The organism is Saccharopolyspora galaxeae, assembly GCF_016526145.1.
Classification (GTDB): Bacteria; Actinomycetota; Actinomycetes; order Mycobacteriales; family Pseudonocardiaceae; genus Saccharopolyspora_C; species Saccharopolyspora_C galaxeae.
Map to the genome: position 1 here is coordinate 156,984 of NZ_JADDUE010000002.1, position 16,312 is coordinate 173,295.

Annotated in this window: 22 protein-coding genes and 1 pseudogene; 7 read left to right on the forward strand and 16 right to left on the reverse strand. The window is 66.2% G+C overall.

Features of this window, described 5'->3' with window-relative positions:
* Positions 1 to 108: 108 nt before the first annotated feature.
* From INP57_RS04985 to INP57_RS05020, 8 genes are all read right to left on the reverse strand, one after another.
* Positions 109 to 2,361: an FtsK/SpoIIIE domain-containing protein gene (locus INP57_RS04985; protein WP_200068862.1), complete on the reverse strand. Its 2,253-nt coding sequence runs from the start codon at positions 2,359 to 2,361 to the stop codon at positions 109 to 111.
* On the reverse strand, positions 2,358 to 3,209 hold the full coding sequence (locus INP57_RS04990) for an ABC transporter permease (RefSeq protein WP_200068863.1): 852 nt from the start codon (positions 3,207 to 3,209) through the stop codon (positions 2,358 to 2,360). Before INP57_RS04990 ends, INP57_RS04985 begins: the two co-directional genes overlap by 4 nt.
* Positions 3,206 to 3,445, reverse strand: a complete 240-nt coding sequence (locus tag INP57_RS04995; protein WP_233626941.1) for a hypothetical protein — start codon at positions 3,443 to 3,445, stop codon at positions 3,206 to 3,208. The genes INP57_RS04990 and INP57_RS04995 overlap by 4 nt, the downstream gene beginning before the upstream one ends.
* An 83-nt stretch (positions 3,446 to 3,528) precedes the next feature.
* A complete protein-coding gene (locus tag INP57_RS05000) occupies positions 3,529 to 3,699 on the reverse strand; it encodes a hypothetical protein (RefSeq protein WP_200068864.1) in 171 nt (56 codons plus the stop codon).
* Between the two features lie 46 nt (positions 3,700 to 3,745).
* Complete coding sequence (locus tag INP57_RS05005) at positions 3,746 to 4,174, reverse strand: NUDIX domain-containing protein (protein WP_200068865.1); 429 nt, start codon at positions 4,172 to 4,174, stop codon at positions 3,746 to 3,748.
* 52 nt (positions 4,175 to 4,226) lie between these two features.
* Positions 4,227 to 4,415, reverse strand: a complete 189-nt coding sequence (locus tag INP57_RS05010) for a hypothetical protein (RefSeq protein WP_200068866.1) — start codon at positions 4,413 to 4,415, stop codon at positions 4,227 to 4,229.
* 46 nt (positions 4,416 to 4,461) lie between these two features.
* Complete coding sequence (locus tag INP57_RS05015) at positions 4,462 to 4,926, reverse strand: DUF3307 domain-containing protein (RefSeq protein ID WP_200068867.1); 465 nt, start codon at positions 4,924 to 4,926, stop codon at positions 4,462 to 4,464.
* Positions 4,926 to 5,213 (reverse strand): hypothetical protein, encoded by a 288-nt coding sequence (locus INP57_RS05020; protein ID WP_200068868.1) that lies wholly within the window; start codon positions 5,211 to 5,213, stop codon positions 4,926 to 4,928. The genes INP57_RS05015 and INP57_RS05020 overlap by 1 nt, the downstream gene beginning before the upstream one ends.
* A gap of 137 nt (positions 5,214 to 5,350) precedes the next feature.
* Between INP57_RS05020 and INP57_RS05025 the strand changes: the two genes are divergently transcribed.
* Complete coding sequence (locus INP57_RS05025; RefSeq protein ID WP_200068869.1) at positions 5,351 to 5,680, forward strand: helix-turn-helix domain-containing protein; 330 nt, start codon at positions 5,351 to 5,353, stop codon at positions 5,678 to 5,680.
* Here INP57_RS05025 and INP57_RS05030 read toward each other — a convergent pair.
* Positions 5,677 to 5,880 (reverse strand): hypothetical protein, encoded by a 204-nt coding sequence (locus tag INP57_RS05030; RefSeq protein WP_200068870.1) that lies wholly within the window; start codon positions 5,878 to 5,880, stop codon positions 5,677 to 5,679. The two genes, INP57_RS05025 and INP57_RS05030, sit on opposite strands and share 4 nt — an antisense overlap.
* A 214-nt stretch (positions 5,881 to 6,094) precedes the next feature.
* Between INP57_RS05030 and INP57_RS05035 the strand changes: the two genes are divergently transcribed.
* Positions 6,095 to 7,468, forward strand: a complete 1,374-nt coding sequence (locus INP57_RS05035) for an NsdA family TPR-like regulatory protein (RefSeq protein ID WP_200068871.1) — start codon at positions 6,095 to 6,097, stop codon at positions 7,466 to 7,468.
* A gap of 28 nt (positions 7,469 to 7,496) precedes the next feature.
* Here the strand turns inward: INP57_RS05035 and INP57_RS05040 are convergent, their stop codons facing one another.
* The 4 genes from INP57_RS05040 to INP57_RS05055 form a co-directional block, all read right to left on the reverse strand.
* Positions 7,497 to 8,102 (reverse strand): hypothetical protein, encoded by a 606-nt coding sequence (locus INP57_RS05040; protein WP_200068872.1) that lies wholly within the window; start codon positions 8,100 to 8,102, stop codon positions 7,497 to 7,499.
* Between the two features lie 18 nt (positions 8,103 to 8,120).
* Entirely contained in the window at positions 8,121 to 9,014 is an 894-nt protein-coding gene (locus INP57_RS05045; protein WP_200068873.1) for a phosphotransferase enzyme family protein, read from the reverse strand.
* Between the two features lie 180 nt (positions 9,015 to 9,194).
* Positions 9,195 to 9,596 carry a hypothetical protein gene (locus tag INP57_RS05050; RefSeq protein ID WP_200068874.1) on the reverse strand — a complete coding sequence of 134 codons (402 nt, stop codon included), beginning with the start codon at positions 9,594 to 9,596 and terminating at the stop codon, positions 9,195 to 9,197.
* A gap of 112 nt (positions 9,597 to 9,708) precedes the next feature.
* Positions 9,709 to 10,014, reverse strand: coding sequence for a hypothetical protein (locus tag INP57_RS05055; protein WP_200068875.1), 306 nt, complete (start codon positions 10,012 to 10,014; stop codon positions 9,709 to 9,711).
* Positions 10,015 to 10,298: 284 nt separating this feature from the next.
* Between INP57_RS05055 and INP57_RS05060 the strand changes: the two genes are divergently transcribed.
* A complete protein-coding gene (locus INP57_RS05060) occupies positions 10,299 to 11,549 on the forward strand; it encodes an NsdA family TPR-like regulatory protein (protein ID WP_233626942.1) in 1,251 nt (416 codons plus the stop codon).
* The gene (locus INP57_RS05065) at positions 11,546 to 12,427 is read left to right on the forward strand and encodes a phosphotransferase enzyme family protein (RefSeq protein ID WP_200068876.1); all 882 of its coding nucleotides are present in this window, start codon (positions 11,546 to 11,548) and stop codon (positions 12,425 to 12,427) included. The genes INP57_RS05060 and INP57_RS05065 overlap by 4 nt, the downstream gene beginning before the upstream one ends.
* A 31-nt stretch (positions 12,428 to 12,458) precedes the next feature.
* On the opposite strand, the gene solA is transcribed toward INP57_RS05065, so the two are convergent.
* Positions 12,459 to 13,595 carry an N-methyl-L-tryptophan oxidase gene (gene solA / locus INP57_RS05070; RefSeq protein ID WP_200068877.1) on the reverse strand — a complete coding sequence of 379 codons (1,137 nt, stop codon included), beginning with the start codon at positions 13,593 to 13,595 and terminating at the stop codon, positions 12,459 to 12,461.
* A 115-nt stretch (positions 13,596 to 13,710) separates the two neighbouring features.
* Between solA and INP57_RS05075 the strand changes: the two genes are divergently transcribed.
* The 3 genes from INP57_RS05075 to INP57_RS05085 all read left to right on the forward strand — a co-directional run bounded on the left by INP57_RS05075 (position 13,711) and on the right by INP57_RS05085 (position 15,002).
* Positions 13,711 to 14,007 carry a hypothetical protein gene (locus tag INP57_RS05075; protein ID WP_200068878.1) on the forward strand — a complete coding sequence of 99 codons (297 nt, stop codon included), beginning with the start codon at positions 13,711 to 13,713 and terminating at the stop codon, positions 14,005 to 14,007.
* 153 nt (positions 14,008 to 14,160) lie between these two features.
* A complete protein-coding gene (locus INP57_RS05080) occupies positions 14,161 to 14,760 on the forward strand; it encodes a phospholipase A2 (protein WP_200068879.1) in 600 nt (199 codons plus the stop codon).
* Positions 14,760 to 15,002 carry a hypothetical protein gene (locus tag INP57_RS05085; protein WP_200068880.1) on the forward strand — a complete coding sequence of 81 codons (243 nt, stop codon included), beginning with the start codon at positions 14,760 to 14,762 and terminating at the stop codon, positions 15,000 to 15,002. The genes INP57_RS05080 and INP57_RS05085 overlap by 1 nt, the downstream gene beginning before the upstream one ends.
* Positions 15,003 to 15,247: 245 nt before the next feature.
* Here INP57_RS05085 and INP57_RS05090 read toward each other — a convergent pair whose 3' ends face one another.
* Together INP57_RS05090 and INP57_RS29355 are read right to left on the reverse strand one after the other, a co-directional pair.
* On the reverse strand, positions 15,248 to 15,457 hold the full coding sequence (locus tag INP57_RS05090) for a hypothetical protein (RefSeq protein WP_200068881.1): 210 nt from the start codon (positions 15,455 to 15,457) through the stop codon (positions 15,248 to 15,250).
* A gap of 264 nt (positions 15,458 to 15,721) precedes the next feature.
* Positions 15,722 to 15,976 (reverse strand): annotated as a pseudogene (locus INP57_RS29355) (hypothetical protein); the annotation flags it as partial.
* Positions 15,977 to 16,312: the final 336 nt, after the last annotated feature.

Consider the following 16,312-nt stretch of genomic DNA (forward strand, 5'->3'; position numbering starts at 1 on the left):
GCCCGGGCGCCTCTAGGCACTAGGGCGCTGGTGATGGCGGGAAGGGGTGTCTAGCGGGGTCTCTAGACCTAGAAGCGGCAGGCTCTAGGTCTAGAGACCTGTCGAGGGCTAGGCGGCACCGCTGCTGCGGTTACGCTCCGCAACTTCCGCGGTGATGTCGGCGCGGGTGATGCCGATGCGGCTCGCACCCTTGCCGTCGTCGGTGCTGCCCCAGACTTGGGCGGTGCGGATGCCGTGCCGCTTCAAGGCGGCGGTCAGGTCGGCTGCCTCGCGGTAGGTGCCGTAGACCTCGGGCCGTAGCTCGTAGAGCCGGGCGATGACGCGCTCGTTCCAGACCTTCTTCTCCGTTTCGGGCACGACGGTCAGGATGTCTTCGAGCAGCGTGTCCCTACGGGTGTTCTCTTCGGACTCCACCTGTTCGCCGATGGCGTGGCCGGACAGGGTTCCGGCCTGCTCCCGCAGGTGCCGGGCGTAGGCGGCGATCTTCTCCGCGGCCGGTCCGTCGAGTCCGGCGACCGACCGCACGATCTGTGCGTCCGAGCCTTCTCCGACGAGGTAGCCGATGCCTTTGTCTTCCCACGCGAAGGTCGTGGCGCGTACGCCCTGCTTGTACTTCGAGGTACCTAGGACCATGTCGTTTTCGGTCTGTCCCTGGACTTTCAGGCACAGCCGGGTCGAGGCGTTCGCGGAAATCCCCGTGGGCAGGGACTTCGCGTCGGGCCGCTGGGTGGCGAGCATGAGCACGATCCCCAACGCCGGACCCCGCTTGACCAGGTCGGTGCAGATTTCTTCCAGCTCTTCGCCGTAGTCGGGGTGCTCGAACCACACCTGGCACTCATCCACCCCGATGACGATCGGCTGCAACCCCAGCGAGGGCTTGCTGGCCAGGTCGGGAGTGACCTTGTTCTCCGGGCACAGGCCCTGCTTGGCCAAGTCGCGGATCAGCTTCGCCCTCCGGCGCAGCTCCTGACGCAGCCCGCGCATGTCCGCCACGGCCTTGTCGATCTCCTCCGGCTCGTCACCGACCCCGTGCACATGGGTGACCGGTTCCAGAGGATCGAGGTCACCGGTGCCCTTGAGGTCGTAGGTGTGCAGTTGGGATCGGGGGTCGAGAGCGGCGATCAGCAGCAACTCACGCAGCGCGAACGTTTTGCCCATGCGCGGGATCGCGCCGATGACCACACTGGTGAACATCAACCGCAGGTCGACCCACCGGCCGCGCTGGTCGGTCCCGAACGGCTGCGACTGGAACAAGTCCACGCGGGCGCCCTTGCGCAGCTTCCATGCCGGTTGCGCGGCCTTGCGCATGTCCTGATCCCCGACCCACAACACCAGGCGTCCGGCGTGCTCGCTGTTGTCGGACTCCGGCCACACGCAGCCGACGGGGCGGCGCAGCCCGGAGGCGAGCTTGGCGCGGCGCTCCATGATGTCGCCCGGGATCACACCCGGCGGCAGGTCGATATCCGCCCGCCACCCCTTGCCGTCGCGGGCGATCGGCCGGGGGAACCCGACCCCGCCGCCGCCCTTACCGAGTGCTTGGTTGATCAGCGAGATCCCGAGCGAGGCCAGCGCGGTTTCGACCGCACCGGAGGTGAGCTTGGGGACCTTGGTCGACTCCACCGCCCGCGAAGCAATCGGCTTGTCCGACGGGGCTCCCAACCAACCGAGCCCGCCGATCATGGCGGCCACCGCCACCCACTGCACCAGCGACGGCAACAGCTCATAGCCCAGCACGATCGCGGTGATGCTCGCTGCGCCGAGCCCGGCCGCGAGTGCCGCGCGGGCACGCACGCGGCCGTCCCGCTGCTGCGAGAGCTTCAAGTACTCGGCAGCGTCTTCGCGCCGGGCGGAGGCGTGCCGGACGGGGCGGCCTTCGGCGTCGCCGATCCACCGGGACACCGCCTGGATCAGCCGCAGGGTGCCCTGCGGAACCCGAGCGAGGATCCGCGCGAGATACACCGGGCAGCGAACAGCGTGGTAGCCGCTGGTGTGCGCGGCATACCCGAGTGCCCATCGGGCGGTGGCCTGGAATTCCTGCGGGTCCTTGGCCCAGGCGGGCAGGATCGGCAACCGCTTTTCCGACCGCGCCAGCGACGAACCCGGCTCGGACTTGGACTCGGGCTGGTCCACCTGCGGCGAGTCGACAACTTCGCCCTCGATCACCGGCGCCTCGCCCGAGTCCGACTCGGTCGACTCCGTGGCCGGTTCGTGCTCGGGCGCCTCGGCCTCGCGGGACTCGTCAGCCGGTCCGGCCGTGGCGCTATTGGGAGCGTCGATGCGTTCGGACGGCAACCGCAGCACCCGCGCGGTGTCGGGTTCCTGCTGGGCCTGGTCGTGGTGTTCCTCGTGGTGCTGGTTCATGGGGACACCTCCGGAGGATCGGTGTGCAGCAGGTGGGTCAGGGCGGCGCCCATGCCGAGCACGGCGACGGGCAGGCAGGCGACCACCGTGGTGATCCACCACGGGGCGGTGGTCATGCCTGCGGCGGTCATCAGGTGATAAGCGATCTGGCCGAGCGCGCCGAGCCCCAAGGAGCCGAGCGCGGAGATCTTGGCGAACCGGCGAGCGCGGTAAGGGACCCGGCCGGATAGCCACACCCGCAGGGCGTAGGCGGCGTAGGTCTCGACACCGATCGGCAGCGTGATGGCCGTGTTGACTTCGAACCCGGACCAGATACCGGGAAGCGGGTGCACGATGCCGAACCCGGTCAGGCCGCCGAGGCCGACCCAGCCGGACCAGATCGCCACGAACGCGGGCAACGCCAGCAACAACACCGGCCACCGCGGCACCGGCCTGCCAACCGGCGACGGCTCCGGGCTCGCGTGAACGCTGACCTGCTCCGAGCCGACCGACTCCCGAGCGCTGTGCGGCGCCGGGTGCTCCGGCTCGTCGGCGTCAGCGGTACCGGACTCGACAGGCTCCGGTTCCGGGATTTGCTCGGTGTCGTGGTCCTCGGCGAGTGGTTGCGTCGGCTCGTCGGCGGCGCCCTGCGAGTCCGCCGCCGAGACCAGGTGCAGGGATGGGCTCGCCTGCGCCGTCGACGTGCCGAGCAGATCCAGCAGCGTGTTGGCTTTCTTCGCGCCGATCCGCAGTTCCGACATCAGCCGGTTCCGCGACGGAACCTCGCCGAGGTCTTCGGAGAGCTGGCGTGCCTGCGGCAGCAAGTCGTCCACGGGGACCGGGTAGGCGCTTTTCGTCGCCGTCGTCATCGGGTCACCTCCCAGTTCAATCGCGGCGCCGGGACGTGCTCGGCGAGGTAATCGACGGACACAATCGCGGCGCGCAGCAGCACGACCACGGCGAACGCACACAGCGCGGCGGTGCGCACGAGCCCGGAGCACAGCGACAGCACGATCAGCAGCGCGATCGGCAGAACCACCCATCGCAGCTCCCGGCAGGTCACCCGCACGGGTGCGGCGACGAGCCGGAACAGGCGCACTAGCATCGAATTCCTCCTGATTGATCAGGCATTGGTTGGGAGCCCCGGCCCAGCGCGTTCTTGGCGGGATGGCTGGGCCGGGGGCACCGCTACTTGCGGTTCGGCTTCCAGTTCCTCGCGGTACTGCGCAGGAACTTCTGCTCGGTCGTCGCGTTGCCGTGCCGGTCGATCGGCCCGCGGTACCCGCCCGCGCGCTGATCGAAAAACTTCGTGTCGGCAGGGGTTTCGGGCTTGCCATCGGGGCGTCGGGTCTGTGTCACGCCGGGTGTCCTTTCTGGACAGTGGTGCGGCTGGTTCGGGGTGCCGTTAGCTGTGGATGTGGCGTAGTGCGTCGCGGACGATGTCGGTGTGGTCGAACGCCAGCGGGCTGGTTAGGGCTTGGGTAACGGGCATCCACTGGGCGTCGCGGGCGTCGTCTCCGGCTCGGGCCTGCGGCATGGTCGTGAGCCGGGCGGTGTAGGCCACGGAGATGACTCGGCCTCGGGGGTCGCGGTGCGGCTCGTCGTAGACGCCGACGCGGATCAGGCGCTCGGCGGCAAGACCGGTTTCTTCGCGCAGTTCGCGCCGCGCGGCGTCGGCGAACTGCTCCCCGGTGTCGACGTAGCCACCGGGCAACGCCCAGCGCCCGGCGAACGGGTCCCAGCCGCGGCGGATCAACAACACGTGATCAAAGCCGTCGTGCTCGGCGAACAGCACGACATCGGTGGTCAGACTGGCGTTCGTGATCTCAGACAAGGCAGTGCCTTTCCTGCTCAGGATGTGTTCGGGCCGTGATGCGAGGGCTCGGTCAGTCGAAGGTGAGGTCGCCGAAGATGAACTCGGCCTGAACGCTGGCCACGGCCGACCCGAGATTGACGTTGACGACGCTGTTGCCGGACTCGGAGATTGCCGGGTCGTCGTGGTGCTCGCCCGCGGCGATGTCCTCGGCGGTGTAGCTCCGGCCGTTGATCTGGATGGCGAAGTCGTCGCTGCTCATGACGGTCCTTTCAAACTGAGCGAACACAGTGGACAAATGGGGATGGTCAGAGAACCGCGGTGATCAAGGCGGCGACGGCGAGCCACAGCCAGTGCCAGGCTTGATCGAGCACGTAGGCACCGGTGCCCAACGTCGGGTTGTCGTCGTGGCCGGTCCGCGGCGTACCGACCCGGTAGAACTCGCCATTGCCGACCCGCTCAGCCAGCGCAGCGAGGGTGAAACGCCGATCCGCCCAGTAGTGGGTGACAGCGCTGACCACCTGGCCGGTGAGGAATCCGGGAGCGGTGATCGGCAGACCGAGCACCGCCCACAGCAGCCCGACCACTGCGGCGGTCACGGTGGTGTAGGACAGGACGTGCTTGGCGCAGCTCCACCGGCCCAGCCCGTCCGGGCGCCCCTTGTTCGCCGACTGGTGCGAGGTCTGCACCCAGTGATCAGCCACGTGATGAGCCACCAGCAGCGCGGGCAACGTCGCGGCGAACGTGACCGCGGGTCCAAGGTGGCCGATCATCAGGCAGCCTCCCCGCCCTGCGGAACGGACGGGGCATCGCTCTCGGCGGTGACCAGCCGAAGCACCGCGTTCCCCGCCCGCCGTTGATAGCGGCGCAACCGCACCCGCTCGCCCGAGCCCAGCACCGACCACACCTGCGGCGTCGCCGGACGCTCCGGCGCTCCCAACTCCTCGGAGATCACGGCCTCCCAGTAGTCCCGCACACGCAGGCGGTCCTCTTCAGGCAACTCGGCTTCGATCCCAGCCAGTTCGGCGGCGCTGGGAACTTCGCGGACGGGTTCGTTCATGTCGTCCTCCCGGTGTCGATTAACGCTCATATTGATAGTGAATTGGCAGTGGATTGTCAACGGTTTCGGTAGTGGATTGGGAGTGAAGTGATCGGCTCAGCTAGGCTTGCTGCAGGTCACGACGGGCGGGAGGCCCCTTGAACGAGGACTGGTACGCGGTCGGCCAAGCCATCGGCGAGCGGCTGGACGAGCGCGGCATGACGATGACCGATCTCGCGGGGCAGGCCGAGATCTCGCTGACGACCGTGCGCGAGCTGGTGCACGTCCTGAGCACCCGTCGGCGGAATCCCCGGACGCTGAGCCGCATCTCGAAGGCCCTCGGGTGGCCGGAGGACCACCTGCAGAAAGTCTTGCGCGGCGGGGAGGTGTCCACTCCGGACAGCGATTCGGAGACCCTGGAAGCAATCCGGTCCGAGCTGCGCTCGCTGCGGAAGCGCGTGGAACACCTGGAACAACGCCTGAGCTAGCCGAGGACGTTCTGCAGGAACGTCGCCAGCCCGGTGACCACGGTCCCGAGGAACCCGGCGAGCTGACCGGCCAGGTGCGCGGCTCCGACGGGGTCCTTCACTACCAGCGTCACGACCGCCAGCGTCACCAGCGTGCCAAGAACTTTCGGCAGCAACCCTCCGCCGCTGGTGCCGGGCATGGGGAACGACTGCTTGGCCATGGCTTTCTCCTCTCTGCACTGTGGACTCGGAACGCCGGGGCTGATCGCTCCCGGACTCCGTCTCCGTTGCCATGACTCAAGAATCCGCGCCGCAGCGCTCTTACGGCAGCGCACACGTGGGGGCGCATTGGCGCACAGGGGGCACACGCCACATGTCGTTTGTGCCCCTTGCGGTTGGCCCGCATGTTTTACTACTCGGCGGAGGCAATCGATCATGGCTGAGAGGGAACCGAACCGCCGTCTAGCTGCGTTGATGCGCGAAGCGGGCATGACCAACAAGGGTCTGGCCAAGCGCATGACCGACCTCAGCAACATCGACGGCGGGGAAGCGATCGCTCCTACGCACACCAACGTCGAGAAGTGGCTGAGCGGGGCGACCAGGCGGCCGAAGGCTCGAACCTGTCATGTCCTGGTCAGGGTGCTTAGCCACGCGGTAGGGCGGCCGGTGACGGTCGATGACGTCGGCTACGGCGAGGTACCGGCCGAGAACGTCGACGACACGCTTGAGTACCCGGAGACCGTCAGCCACTCGATCACGACGTTGACCAGGCTCGCCGAGTTCGAGCTGAGGCCGACCGGGCAGTCGGACAAGCTGCTCGTAGTTCCGGCTGCGTGGAGCAACCTGCTGGTCAAGTGGATGTTCGGCAGCGATGACGAGCGTTCGAGGCCGGTGGAGCCGCGGCCGATCAGCGAGTTCGACGTCCAGGCTGTGCACGACGCGACGGCGATGTTCGCCGGGTATGACTACCGCTATGGCGGAGGTCGGCCGAAGCCGCTGGTCGCGCAGTACTTGGAAAGCGAAGTCCTTCCGCTGCTGCCTCATGTCTCCCCAGGCACCGAGCTAGGGCAGCGGTACTTCCAGGAGGTCGCCGCGCTGACTCGATTGGCCGGGTGGACTTGTTACGACACTGGACAGCACGCGCTCGCGCAGCGCTACCTGCACCAGGCGTTCCGGCTCGCGCGGGCCGCAGGGGATCGACCGCTGGCCGGACGCATCCTCGCGGGCATGAGCCACCAGGCGAACTTCCTGGGCTACTACGAGCAAGCCGTGCACCTGGCGCGCGCGGCCGCGCAGGGCGCACGTGGGCAGGCGACGCCGACGGCGATGGCGCTGTTCCACTCCATGGAGGCTCGCGCGCTGTCCTCGCAGGGCAACGAGCAGGAAACCACTGCGGCGATGTTGGAAGCCGAAAAGCAGCTCAGCGCCAGCAACCCCGAGAACGATCCCGAGTGGATCAAGTACTTCGACGCCGCCGAACTGAACGCCGAGTTCGCCCACTGCTTCCGCGACCTCGAAAAACCGGATCTGGCCACCGAGCACGCAGCCAAGTCCATCGAGGCATCCGAAAGCCTCTACGTCCGCAGCCTGTCCTTCTGCCGAACCGTGCTCGCCACGTCCTATTTGCAGGCGAACGAAGTCGAGCAGGCTGTCACCATCGCCCGCGAGGTCGTCGACACTGCCGCTGGCCTCAAGTCGTACCGCGTCAACTCCTACCTCGACGAGTTCCGCGCCCGACTCCGCAAAAAATCGGATGTACCTTCCGTTGCTGAGTTTGAAAAATACGTGACGCAGAAAACGGCATACTAGCTCATTAGCCGTCGGCTTTTAATTGTGGCTACTTGGGCTGGTTGCCTTCATTGCCGGGCCGCCAAGGTTCGACGTACTCATAGTGGATGGTTGGGGGCTCCTCGTCCGCGACCTCTTTTAGTTTCTGATAGTATTCGGGGTCGAGGATTACTTGACCGTCGCGGTTGGCGTCTGCCGTTGCCTGGAAGGCCCTCCTTCTTGCGCCGACCTGGGCAAAGACTCCAAACTCTCCTTCAAAAATCGGGTTTGAAAGGTCGATGCTGTCAAGCACAAAGCGCTTCTCTTCGCCAGCTTCCAGCCAGAATGGAACGCCTAACGCTGGACTTACGTCCCAGTTTCTGTATTTGTCGTCGATGCGTTGGTACATGGTTACTCGGGTAACCTGTGTCTTAGTGGGGCGAGGATTGAAGATGGAAATATCAAACAGGGAAGTTGCTCTCCCTTTGCCTTGTCGAATTTTCTCGTCGAGGCCCCACAGTGATATATTTTCTGGCAACTTTTTCGGTATATGGTACGGCTTCAATGTCAGAATTAGTTGTGGTCGGTTTGTGTGCCAGTAGGAAGTTGCTTGCCAGAGCAACGTTCCTGTTGAAACCACGGCCGCATACAGTGCGATCCAGGCTTGAGCATTCATGAGGGCAGTGTTCCACACTTAGAATGTGCGCCAGTGGCGCGGGCGCTCGCTGTCACGTAGGTCCTTTATTCGCTTGCGGACCTCGTCGTCGACCTCTGGGGACTGACCGGTCTGCTGGGCGAGCCATGTAGTCATGTTGAGTTCGCGGATGGCCCGGATGACCGGAAACCCTGGCCACTCCAACGGGTCGAAGCCGTAGGCGTCGATGTAGGCGGTGTAGTCACCATTGCTGACCCAGCCCATGGCTTGGTATCGGACGGCTTCGACGCAGGCGTCCCACTCGCGCGGTCCCCAGCAGAAGTCTTCGAAGTCGATGACCCGCACGGTCCCGCTGTGGTCCCGCATGAGGTTGGCCTTGTGGTAGTCGCCGTGCACCGGGCCGAACCCGAGTTGGAAGCTCAGGCTGGCGAACTGCTTGTCGAGCTCGGCCTTGCGGCTGCTGAGGAACGCGCGTTCGTCGTCGGACAGCGCCGAGCCGATGTTCTTGAGGCGGCTCTCAACCTTCGGCATGGGCTCGAAGAACGGCAGCGCGAGGTCTGAAGGCTCGGGGATGGCGTGCAGCCGACGAAGCATGTCCCCGAGTTCGCCGGAAGTGACCGGCTGGTCGCTTTCCTCGATGAACTCCCAGAAGGTCACCACCAGGTCGCCGACGGCTAAGAACTCCCGATCGGTCGGGGCGAGCCTGACGGCGGGCATCTGGTGCGCGGCAAGCCAGCTGGCCACGCGGGTTTCCTTGCGGGCGGCGGTGACCGAGCGGCCGACGCGGGCGATGATCGGGGCGGTGGCGAGGCGGAACATGGCGTTCTCGCCCATCCGGACAAGCTCGGCGCCGCGGGGGTCCACTCCTGCGGCTTCGCTCGCGGTCTCCAGAACTTGGCGGGTGGTCTGCGGCGTGAACGTCGCGTTCTCCATCAAGCGCTGCTCCTCATCGGCTCGCTTAAGGCTACGGGCAGGCCGAACGGCTGCCTAGGTGGCGCCCTCGGCCTGAACAGGTGGAAACCGGTCAGCGGTGCTGTATCGGGACCAACACCGCCGACCGGGGATCGAGACGGCCCACGGCTGGGCCTGACAGGCGAGTCGCGGTCACGGGGTTCAGGCGGCTAACCAGGACACATGTCGCGGATTCCTCAGCGCACGCCTGTCCGGGTCGACCGACGGCCAGCACGGAAACCGCTCCAGCACACTCGCTAGCTCGAAGTCGCGAGCGGTTTCCTTGTTCGCCAGGGCTTCGAACACCTCGGTCGCGTCGGGCTCCCTTGCCTGCGCAGCAGGCGAGCCGGACATCCGGCCGTATTCGACCGCCAACGCGGCGCAGCACGCAGCGCACGACGATCGGCCAAGGTCCTGCGGTGGCTCGACGTTTCGGCGGCCGTGGACCTTGCCCGGAATGACGTGGCCGCAGACGGCCACTGGTCGAGCACCGCACCACTCCCACCGAATCACGGCGTGCCACTGCGATTCCGTGATGCTCGCCGTCCACACCAGTCCCGTCATCAGCGACTCCACGGCCTGACCGGGTTCTGTTCGTGCTGGGGTGGGGCATCCGGCGGCCAGGCGAGCAAGCCAAGGCTGATCGCGAGCAGAAGTAGAACCAGGACCGCGCCGGTCATCGCACGTCACTTCCCTCGATGACCTGCGAACCTGCATTGAGCGCAGGTTTCGTCGCCGCCGCGGCCGCTCGGGCGGTGCATTGCATGCACGGCATTCCCCAGCGTCCGACTTCCTCGACCTCGGCGATGCCGAACTTGTTCCGGCACAGGGACCAGACCGACGCGCCATCGGTGAAGACAGCCTGGTGAACCACCCGCTTGGACTCGCCGACGATTCCCGGGACGTAACGAAAGCGGTAGTCCGCCAACGAGAACTCGACATCCGCCCGCGCCCTTCCATGCTCGACCTCTTCGTGCGACATGGATCGACTACCTCCCCATTGATCGGCGAGCCGCTACCTCGGCGTCGTTGCTCACGCTGCGTACAGACTGGCGCCGGAGCCTGATGGGCGGGACGGCGGATTGCGGGGCCGTCAAGGGGAATGGAGGGGGAGGATTGAGGGAAGATCGAGCTGCGCCACCACGGTTACTGTTTGTGTGAGGGAACTCCCAAACCGTGGATGAGGGGCCGTCCATGCCAGAGGCTAATGAGCTGCTGCGTCGTGCTCGGGAGGGCGTCGAGTCACCGAACGCCTCCGGGGAACCATTGACGCGCCAGGAGCTTGCCGAGCTGGTCAATGCGTGGATCTACGAGAACACCGAAGCCACCAACATCGCGGAGATCGACGCCAACTACGTCGGCAAGCTTGAGCAGGGAAAAATCCGCTGGCCGCAGGACGAGCATCGACGTGCAGCGCTGCGCGGGACGCTGGGTGTGGACACCGACAGCGAGCTTGGATTCCGGCGCCCGCGGCGGGAGCACCGTCACGAGGACAACGTGGACAGGCAGCAGTTCTTACGCACGACCGGAGTCGGCGCGGCCTCGATGGGCAGCGCACGCATCATCGACATGTTCGCGTTCACCGAGCCGACTCCCGTCCCGCCTGTGGTCGGGGCGTCCGAGGTCGCCGAAGTGCGTGCCGCAGCGCAAGCTTTCGGGAGCTGGGATGCCCGCTATGGCGGCGGTTTCGTCCGTGAAGCGGTGATGGCTCAACTGCGATTCGCAGTGCAGCTCCTCAACGCGCGGTGCTCAGAGCGGACGCGGGCCGAACTGCTTTCCGCGGTCGGCTACCTCGGCCACGTCACCGGCTTCATGGCATTCGACGCCTACGCGCACGACGATGCGCGTCGGATGTTCCGGTTCGCACTGGGCTGCGCCGAAGACGCCGGTGACTGGCACTTGCGCGCCAAGATCTTGTCCTCGATGGCGCGACAGGCGATTTGGTGCGGCGATCCGGACTCGGGTCTGACCTTCTCCGAGATGGCGTTGGTTCGTTGCGACCGGCTCGCGGCCACGGAGCAGGCGATGTTGCACACGGCACGGGCGCGGGCTTTGGGCAAGCTTCAGCGATTTCAGGAGACGGCGATGGCCGTCGGCAATGCCGATGAAGCGTTCGGACATGCTGAACCGGCGAATGATCCGCCGTGGATGGCGTACTACGACGCTGCCCAACATGCTGGCGATACCGGTCATGCGCTGTGGGAATTGGCCATCCAGGGCCGTTTCATCACTGACGCAACGACGCGGCTGGACATGGCAGTACGAGGGCACGGGGACACCGCGGCGCGGTCGCGCGCGATCAGCCAGACCAAGCTTGCGTCCCTGGTGATGGTCACCGGCGATCCGATCGAAGCGGCGGGCTTGGGAAGCAGCGCGTTGGAAGCGGCTACGCCGATCAAGTCCCGGCGTGCCGCCGACGATCTCCGGGTGCTGAGCGGGTACGCACGTGCTCATCAGGAAGTCGACGAGGTCACCGAGCTGCGTGGTCGCATCGAATCAGCGGTGGCCACGGTATGAGCGTGGGAACTGCGGACGTGCTGCGGCAGGCGTGCGATCAGGTCGGCTTGGACCATGCGTCGGCCGAGCTGATCCGCGATGGCGAGAACGTTCTGTACCGCCTGCGTGGAGGCGTCGTCGCACGCATTGCCCGCGCCGGCCAAACGGCTGCAGCGCGGAAAGAGTTGCTGGTGACGCGCTGGCTTGCGGGTTCCGGGGTCTCGGTCGTGCGCCCGTGGAGTGACCAGGACAGGCCGGTCCTCATCGGGGAGCGGCCGGTGACGTTCTGGCACGAGCTTCCGTCGCACGCGCAGGGCACCACGACCGATGTCGCCGCGCTGCTGCGGGACTTGCACAGTCTGGCTTCGCCGGATTCGTTGAACCTGCCCGAACTCGCGCCGTTCGTGCGGTTGGCCGAGCGCATCGAGGCCGCGAGTTCGCTCGCTCCGGCTGATCGCGATTGGCTGCAGAAGCGGCTGTCCGAGCTGCAGGACGCCTATGCCGAGTTGCCCGCAGGCATTCCGTGGCGGTTGGTGCACGGGGATGCCTGGCGCGGCAACGTCGCTGCGACCTCGGCCGGTGTGGTGCTGCTCGATTTCGAGCGCTGTGCCTACGGGCCGCCGGAGTGGGACCTGGTCTCTACTGCGGTCTCGCGTGTGACCACGGGCTGGCTCGACGTCGAGACCTGGACGCAGTACTGCCGCACCTACGGTTACGACGTCACCACCTGGGACGGCTTCGAGGTCCTGCGCGACATCCGCGAACTCCGCATGACCACCATGGCCGCCCAGGTCGCCGAGAAGAACCCTGTGGTTGGCGAACAGCTCGTTCACCGGCTGGCCTGCCTGCAGGGACGCAACGGCCCACGCCCGTGGGATGGGTGGCGTGCTGTGCCTTGATCGCGCGGTTCGGGAGTGTGTCGAGTGAGCGTCAGCCGTGCTGCTGGCGGTCCGGGGCGAGGAACGCGACGTTGTGGGGCGTGGTGCCGGTGAGGGCGAGATCGGTGCTGATCTCGCCGAGGACGGGCGCGAGTTGGAAGCCGTGCCCGGAGAACGCGGCGGCGATGACCAGTGCCTCGTTAATGCCTGGTGTGCCAAGCAGTCCGTGCCCGTCGGCGGTGTATGCCTCGCTGTAGGTGGCCGTGCGGATCGGACTGGGGAAGAGCCCGGGCATGACCTGCTCGACGGCATCATGAGCCTGCGCGACCTGGTTGGCAAGAACGTCGCGCGGCAGCGTCTCGGGAAAGTCGATCTCGGCCTTGTCCTGTTCGCGCGGCACGATCTTCGCGCCGTCTGCTCCAGGACAGCACGACATGGCCGGCTCCCCGACCCGCATGGCCACCGGGGTCCGCTCGGGCAGGAAGGTCCCGGGCGAGCGGCGGGCGAACCAAAGGACATCGACCTTGCTCACGGTCACGTCGCGGGACGGGATCACCGGAAATCCCTGGAGCCACGGGCCTGGAGCGAGGATCACGCGGTCGTAGCTCTGCCTACCGTGCTCGGTGACCACGGTCGCCAAGTCGCCGTGATTCTGGACTTCCACGACGGGCGTATAGCGGCGGATCTGCGCGCCGAGCGCCTCCGCGCGGGATGCGGCTGCGAGCAGGCTGACCTCGGGCCGCAGCAGTCCGCCATCCGGGTCCAGCACCATGGCTTCCCCGTCGCGGAGCGGATGTTCCGGCACCCGACGCGCGGCCTCGGCTGCTTCCAACCGCTCGAGCGGCAGGTCCTGTGCCTCGGCGATGTCCTTGACTGCGCGAAGTCCGGCGTGTTCCGCCGGGCCGACGGTGACGCAGCCGGTCTGGTGAAACAGCCGATGCCCGCTCTCGTCTTCGAGTTCCTGCCACAGCTCGCGAGCACGCCGCAGCAGCGGCACGTACTGCGGACCCCGCCGAGGCGCGGCCCGCAGAATCCGGCTCTCCCCGCCAGCCGCGCCTCGATCATGCCCAGGGGAATAGCTGTCGTAACCCACGACCGGCACGCCTCGCTTGGCGAGCTGCCACAACGCCATCGCCCCGACACTGCCCACACCAACCACGGCAACGGTCGGTTGGTTCCTGCTGCTCATCCGGTAGACCTCAGAGTCGGTGACTTCGGTGCACTTACAGCCACGATAGGTAGGGGCCTGATCGTTCCTGCTCCCAGTATGGCGATCTTGCGTGCGCAACTAGCACTATGAACGCGTGTTCGACTTGCAGGCTCCGCCGCCGAGTTTTCTCGACCAGGACCGTCCGGTGCGGCCGCCGCGGCCGGTGTGGATCGATCTGCCGGGGCTGTTCGGTGCCGGGGATGTGGTGTTCGGGTCGGGGTGGGCTGTCGGCGAGCAAGCGCCGGGTGAGCTGTGCTGTTGGGGTCGGGCGTCGACGGGTGCGTGGATCGCGTTGGTGCGCTACCGGCTCGGTCGTGCTGATGGTTCGGGTGGCGGGATGATGTTGACGCACTGGTTGCCGTCCCGTCTGGTGCGGCCGCGCGATACGTGACGTGTGCTCAGAGGTCGGTGGCGCGTAGGTCCGGGCGGATGCGCAGGACGTGGGGCGGTGGCGCCAGCGTCCGAACTCGACCGCTGGCAGCCTGCAGCGGCTTCCGCGTCGCGCAGGAACGACCGTTTGTCCTGCTCACTGTTCCTGCTCTGAATGGGTGGGCTGATCGGAAAATCAGCACGCCGGCACCGGACCCAGGCCACGCTCGCCGATATGAGCTACTTACACCGAGTCTTCGGCACCCTCGTCGCCGCCGCCGCACTGTGCCTCGCCACCACCACACCCGCCATCGGTACTACGCAGGAACAGTCCTATACGTGGCACGGCATCACCTACACCAGCACTGACGGCGGACGCACCGTCACCGCGACCCCAACCCCCGGAGAACCCGATCGGCTCCCCGCAGGCATCGACCCTGCCTCGGTGCCCGACATCAGCGAACTCGGCCCCCTGACGCCCATGCCCGATCACATCATGGGCAACGGCTGTACCAGCGCGCCCGACTCCTACCTAGACGCCAACTTCCGCCCCTCATGCGATACCCACGATGCCTGCTACTCGAAAGACTCCACCACCGACCGGCTGGACTGTGACAACCAGTTCTGGTCGGATCTCCTCGATGCATGCGCGGAGGCGTACCCGGTGTGGGTCGACCCCCGGAGAGTGTCCTGCGACGAGGTCACCAGCGCCTACTACGGCGCTGTCCGTGGCGCGGGCTGGAACTTCTACGAAGGACAAGGAAATCCGTTGTGATGGGTCTCGCGAGTAAACCCGCTGCACGCCCGCTGATCGTCATCCTGTCTGGTGTGGCCGTGTTGGTCGCGGGACTCGTGTGGTCCGCACTGGCCCACACTCCCGGCACGGGGGTTCACTTCGGAGCCGCAGCACTGATCACGGTGGGCGAACTCGCCATCCTCATCGGGATCGTGATCGGGATCAGAGCGTTCATCACGTCACGCCGACGCCGCCGCAAGGACACTGACAACCCGTCGTGATGATCCTTAGCTCTAGGCACGTTCGACGTTATTGCAGCTGTCTGACCAGCGGGTCAGTGCCTCCGGGTGCTGACCCGCTGTTGTGTTCAGTGAGCCGAACTTGTCCTGCAGGGTTTAGGCGTCGCTGATTGAGACCGGACACGGGGTGAAGGTGACCGGCATGGCCGCCAGGGCCGTCAGACCAGCTTCGAGGCGCCGGCGGACAGGTGTCCGTCGCGGTAGAACCGCAGCCCAGCTCTGAACACTCACCACCAGCTGCCCTTCTTCAGGTCGCTGGCGCGGACCTCTTCGGTGTAACCGTTGTCGAACTTCACGGTCGCGTACGACTCGAACAGTCCCGTGCGGGTCTCGACGACTTCGCCGCTGGTGCCCTGCTGTACGTGGCTGCCGAAGATCCCGCTACCGCCAACGTCGGTGTTCGCCACAACCTGATCGTGGTTCTCCCAGTTCCCCATGCGACGCAGTCTCTCCCGACGGTCAACCCGGGCCACAGGTAGCAGGAGCGTGGTTCCGACGGCGTCTGTGCCAAATCCGTGCCCAAGTTGGCCTATCGATAGTCGTTTTGGCTGGTCAGGGCGTTGTGTCCTGTGGTCTGTAAATCAGCCACGCAAGCTTCAGAGGTTCGAATCCTCTACCCGGCACACCAGCCACAACGGCCCGGTGACCTGCAATGACAGGGCAACCGGGCCGTTTTCTGTTGTCCGGCCGTGTCCGGCTAACTACGGGGTTTCACGGCCGTCTGTGCCATATACGTGCCACAGTTCGGCGTCGCCGAGGAGGTCCTGAACTCGCTGCCGAGCCGCCTGCTCGCCCCCGTCGAGGCACTTCGCGTAGACCCGGAGCAGGACGTGCACGCTGTGTCCCGCCCACTCAGCGACTCGCGTTGGTTCCACACCCGCGTTGAGCCACGTGGACACCGTGGCGTGGCGGAGGTCGTAGGGCCGCTTCACCAACGGCGACGCCTGGACCTCCTCCACGCCAAAAACGGACAAAAAACGACACACGGCGACACTAGTGGACTATAGATCACTTGAGTGAACATAGATGTACAGGTGGGTTGCACGACGCTCACGCGCGGACAACAGTGAGCTTGTGGGCCTACTGATGACCCGAGAACTTGCTGAACAGCTGAGTGTGTCAACTAGGACCGTGCAGCGTTGGGTTGACCGCGGATGGGTAGTCCCCGACGTGACCTTGCCCAGCGGCCACTTTCGATTCGATCTTGAAAGCGTTAAGACCCAGCTCCGGGATCAGTGGCAGCACGACGAGTAGTTGAGGGTCTGCTGTCAAGGCAAGGTGCTTGGCGAAAC

What these genes read in the sequence shown, in the direction of transcription:
- INP57_RS05015 (WP_200068867.1), bottom strand. Translation starts at nt 4,926, where the DNA reads ATGATCGGCCACCTTGGACCCGCGGTCACGTTCGCCGCGACGTTGCCC.
- INP57_RS05030 (WP_200068870.1), bottom strand. Translation starts at nt 5,880, where the DNA reads ATGGCCAAGCAGTCGTTCCCCATGCCCGGCACCAGCGGCGGAGGGTTG.
- INP57_RS05010 (WP_200068866.1), bottom strand. Translation starts at nt 4,415, where the DNA reads ATGAGCAGCGACGACTTCGCCATCCAGATCAACGGCCGGAGCTACACC.
- INP57_RS05055 (WP_200068875.1), bottom strand. Translation starts at nt 10,014, where the DNA reads ATGTCGCACGAAGAGGTCGAGCATGGAAGGGCGCGGGCGGATGTCGAG.
- INP57_RS05065 (WP_200068876.1), top strand. Translation starts at nt 11,546, where the DNA reads ATGAGCGTGGGAACTGCGGACGTGCTGCGGCAGGCGTGCGATCAGGTC.
- INP57_RS05020 (WP_200068868.1), bottom strand. Translation starts at nt 5,213, where the DNA reads ATGAACGAACCCGTCCGCGAAGTTCCCAGCGCCGCCGAACTGGCTGGG.
- INP57_RS05090 (WP_200068881.1), bottom strand. Translation starts at nt 15,457, where the DNA reads ATGGGGAACTGGGAGAACCACGATCAGGTTGTGGCGAACACCGACGTT.
- INP57_RS05050 (WP_200068874.1), bottom strand. Translation starts at nt 9,596, where the DNA reads ATGACGGGACTGGTGTGGACGGCGAGCATCACGGAATCGCAGTGGCAC.
- INP57_RS05035 (WP_200068871.1), top strand. Translation starts at nt 6,095, where the DNA reads ATGGCTGAGAGGGAACCGAACCGCCGTCTAGCTGCGTTGATGCGCGAA.
- INP57_RS04995 (WP_233626941.1), bottom strand. Translation starts at nt 3,445, where the DNA reads ATGCTAGTGCGCCTGTTCCGGCTCGTCGCCGCACCCGTGCGGGTGACC.
- INP57_RS05080 (WP_200068879.1), top strand. Translation starts at nt 14,161, where the DNA reads ATGGGTGGGCTGATCGGAAAATCAGCACGCCGGCACCGGACCCAGGCC.
- solA (WP_200068877.1), bottom strand. Translation starts at nt 13,595, where the DNA reads ATGAGCAGCAGGAACCAACCGACCGTTGCCGTGGTTGGTGTGGGCAGT.
- INP57_RS05045 (WP_200068873.1), bottom strand. Translation starts at nt 9,014, where the DNA reads ATGGAGAACGCGACGTTCACGCCGCAGACCACCCGCCAAGTTCTGGAG.
- INP57_RS04985 (WP_200068862.1), bottom strand. Translation starts at nt 2,361, where the DNA reads ATGAACCAGCACCACGAGGAACACCACGACCAGGCCCAGCAGGAACCC.
- INP57_RS04990 (WP_200068863.1), bottom strand. Translation starts at nt 3,209, where the DNA reads ATGACGACGGCGACGAAAAGCGCCTACCCGGTCCCCGTGGACGACTTG.
- INP57_RS05085 (WP_200068880.1), top strand. Translation starts at nt 14,760, where the DNA reads ATGGGTCTCGCGAGTAAACCCGCTGCACGCCCGCTGATCGTCATCCTG.
- INP57_RS05040 (WP_200068872.1), bottom strand. Translation starts at nt 8,102, where the DNA reads ATGAATGCTCAAGCCTGGATCGCACTGTATGCGGCCGTGGTTTCAACA.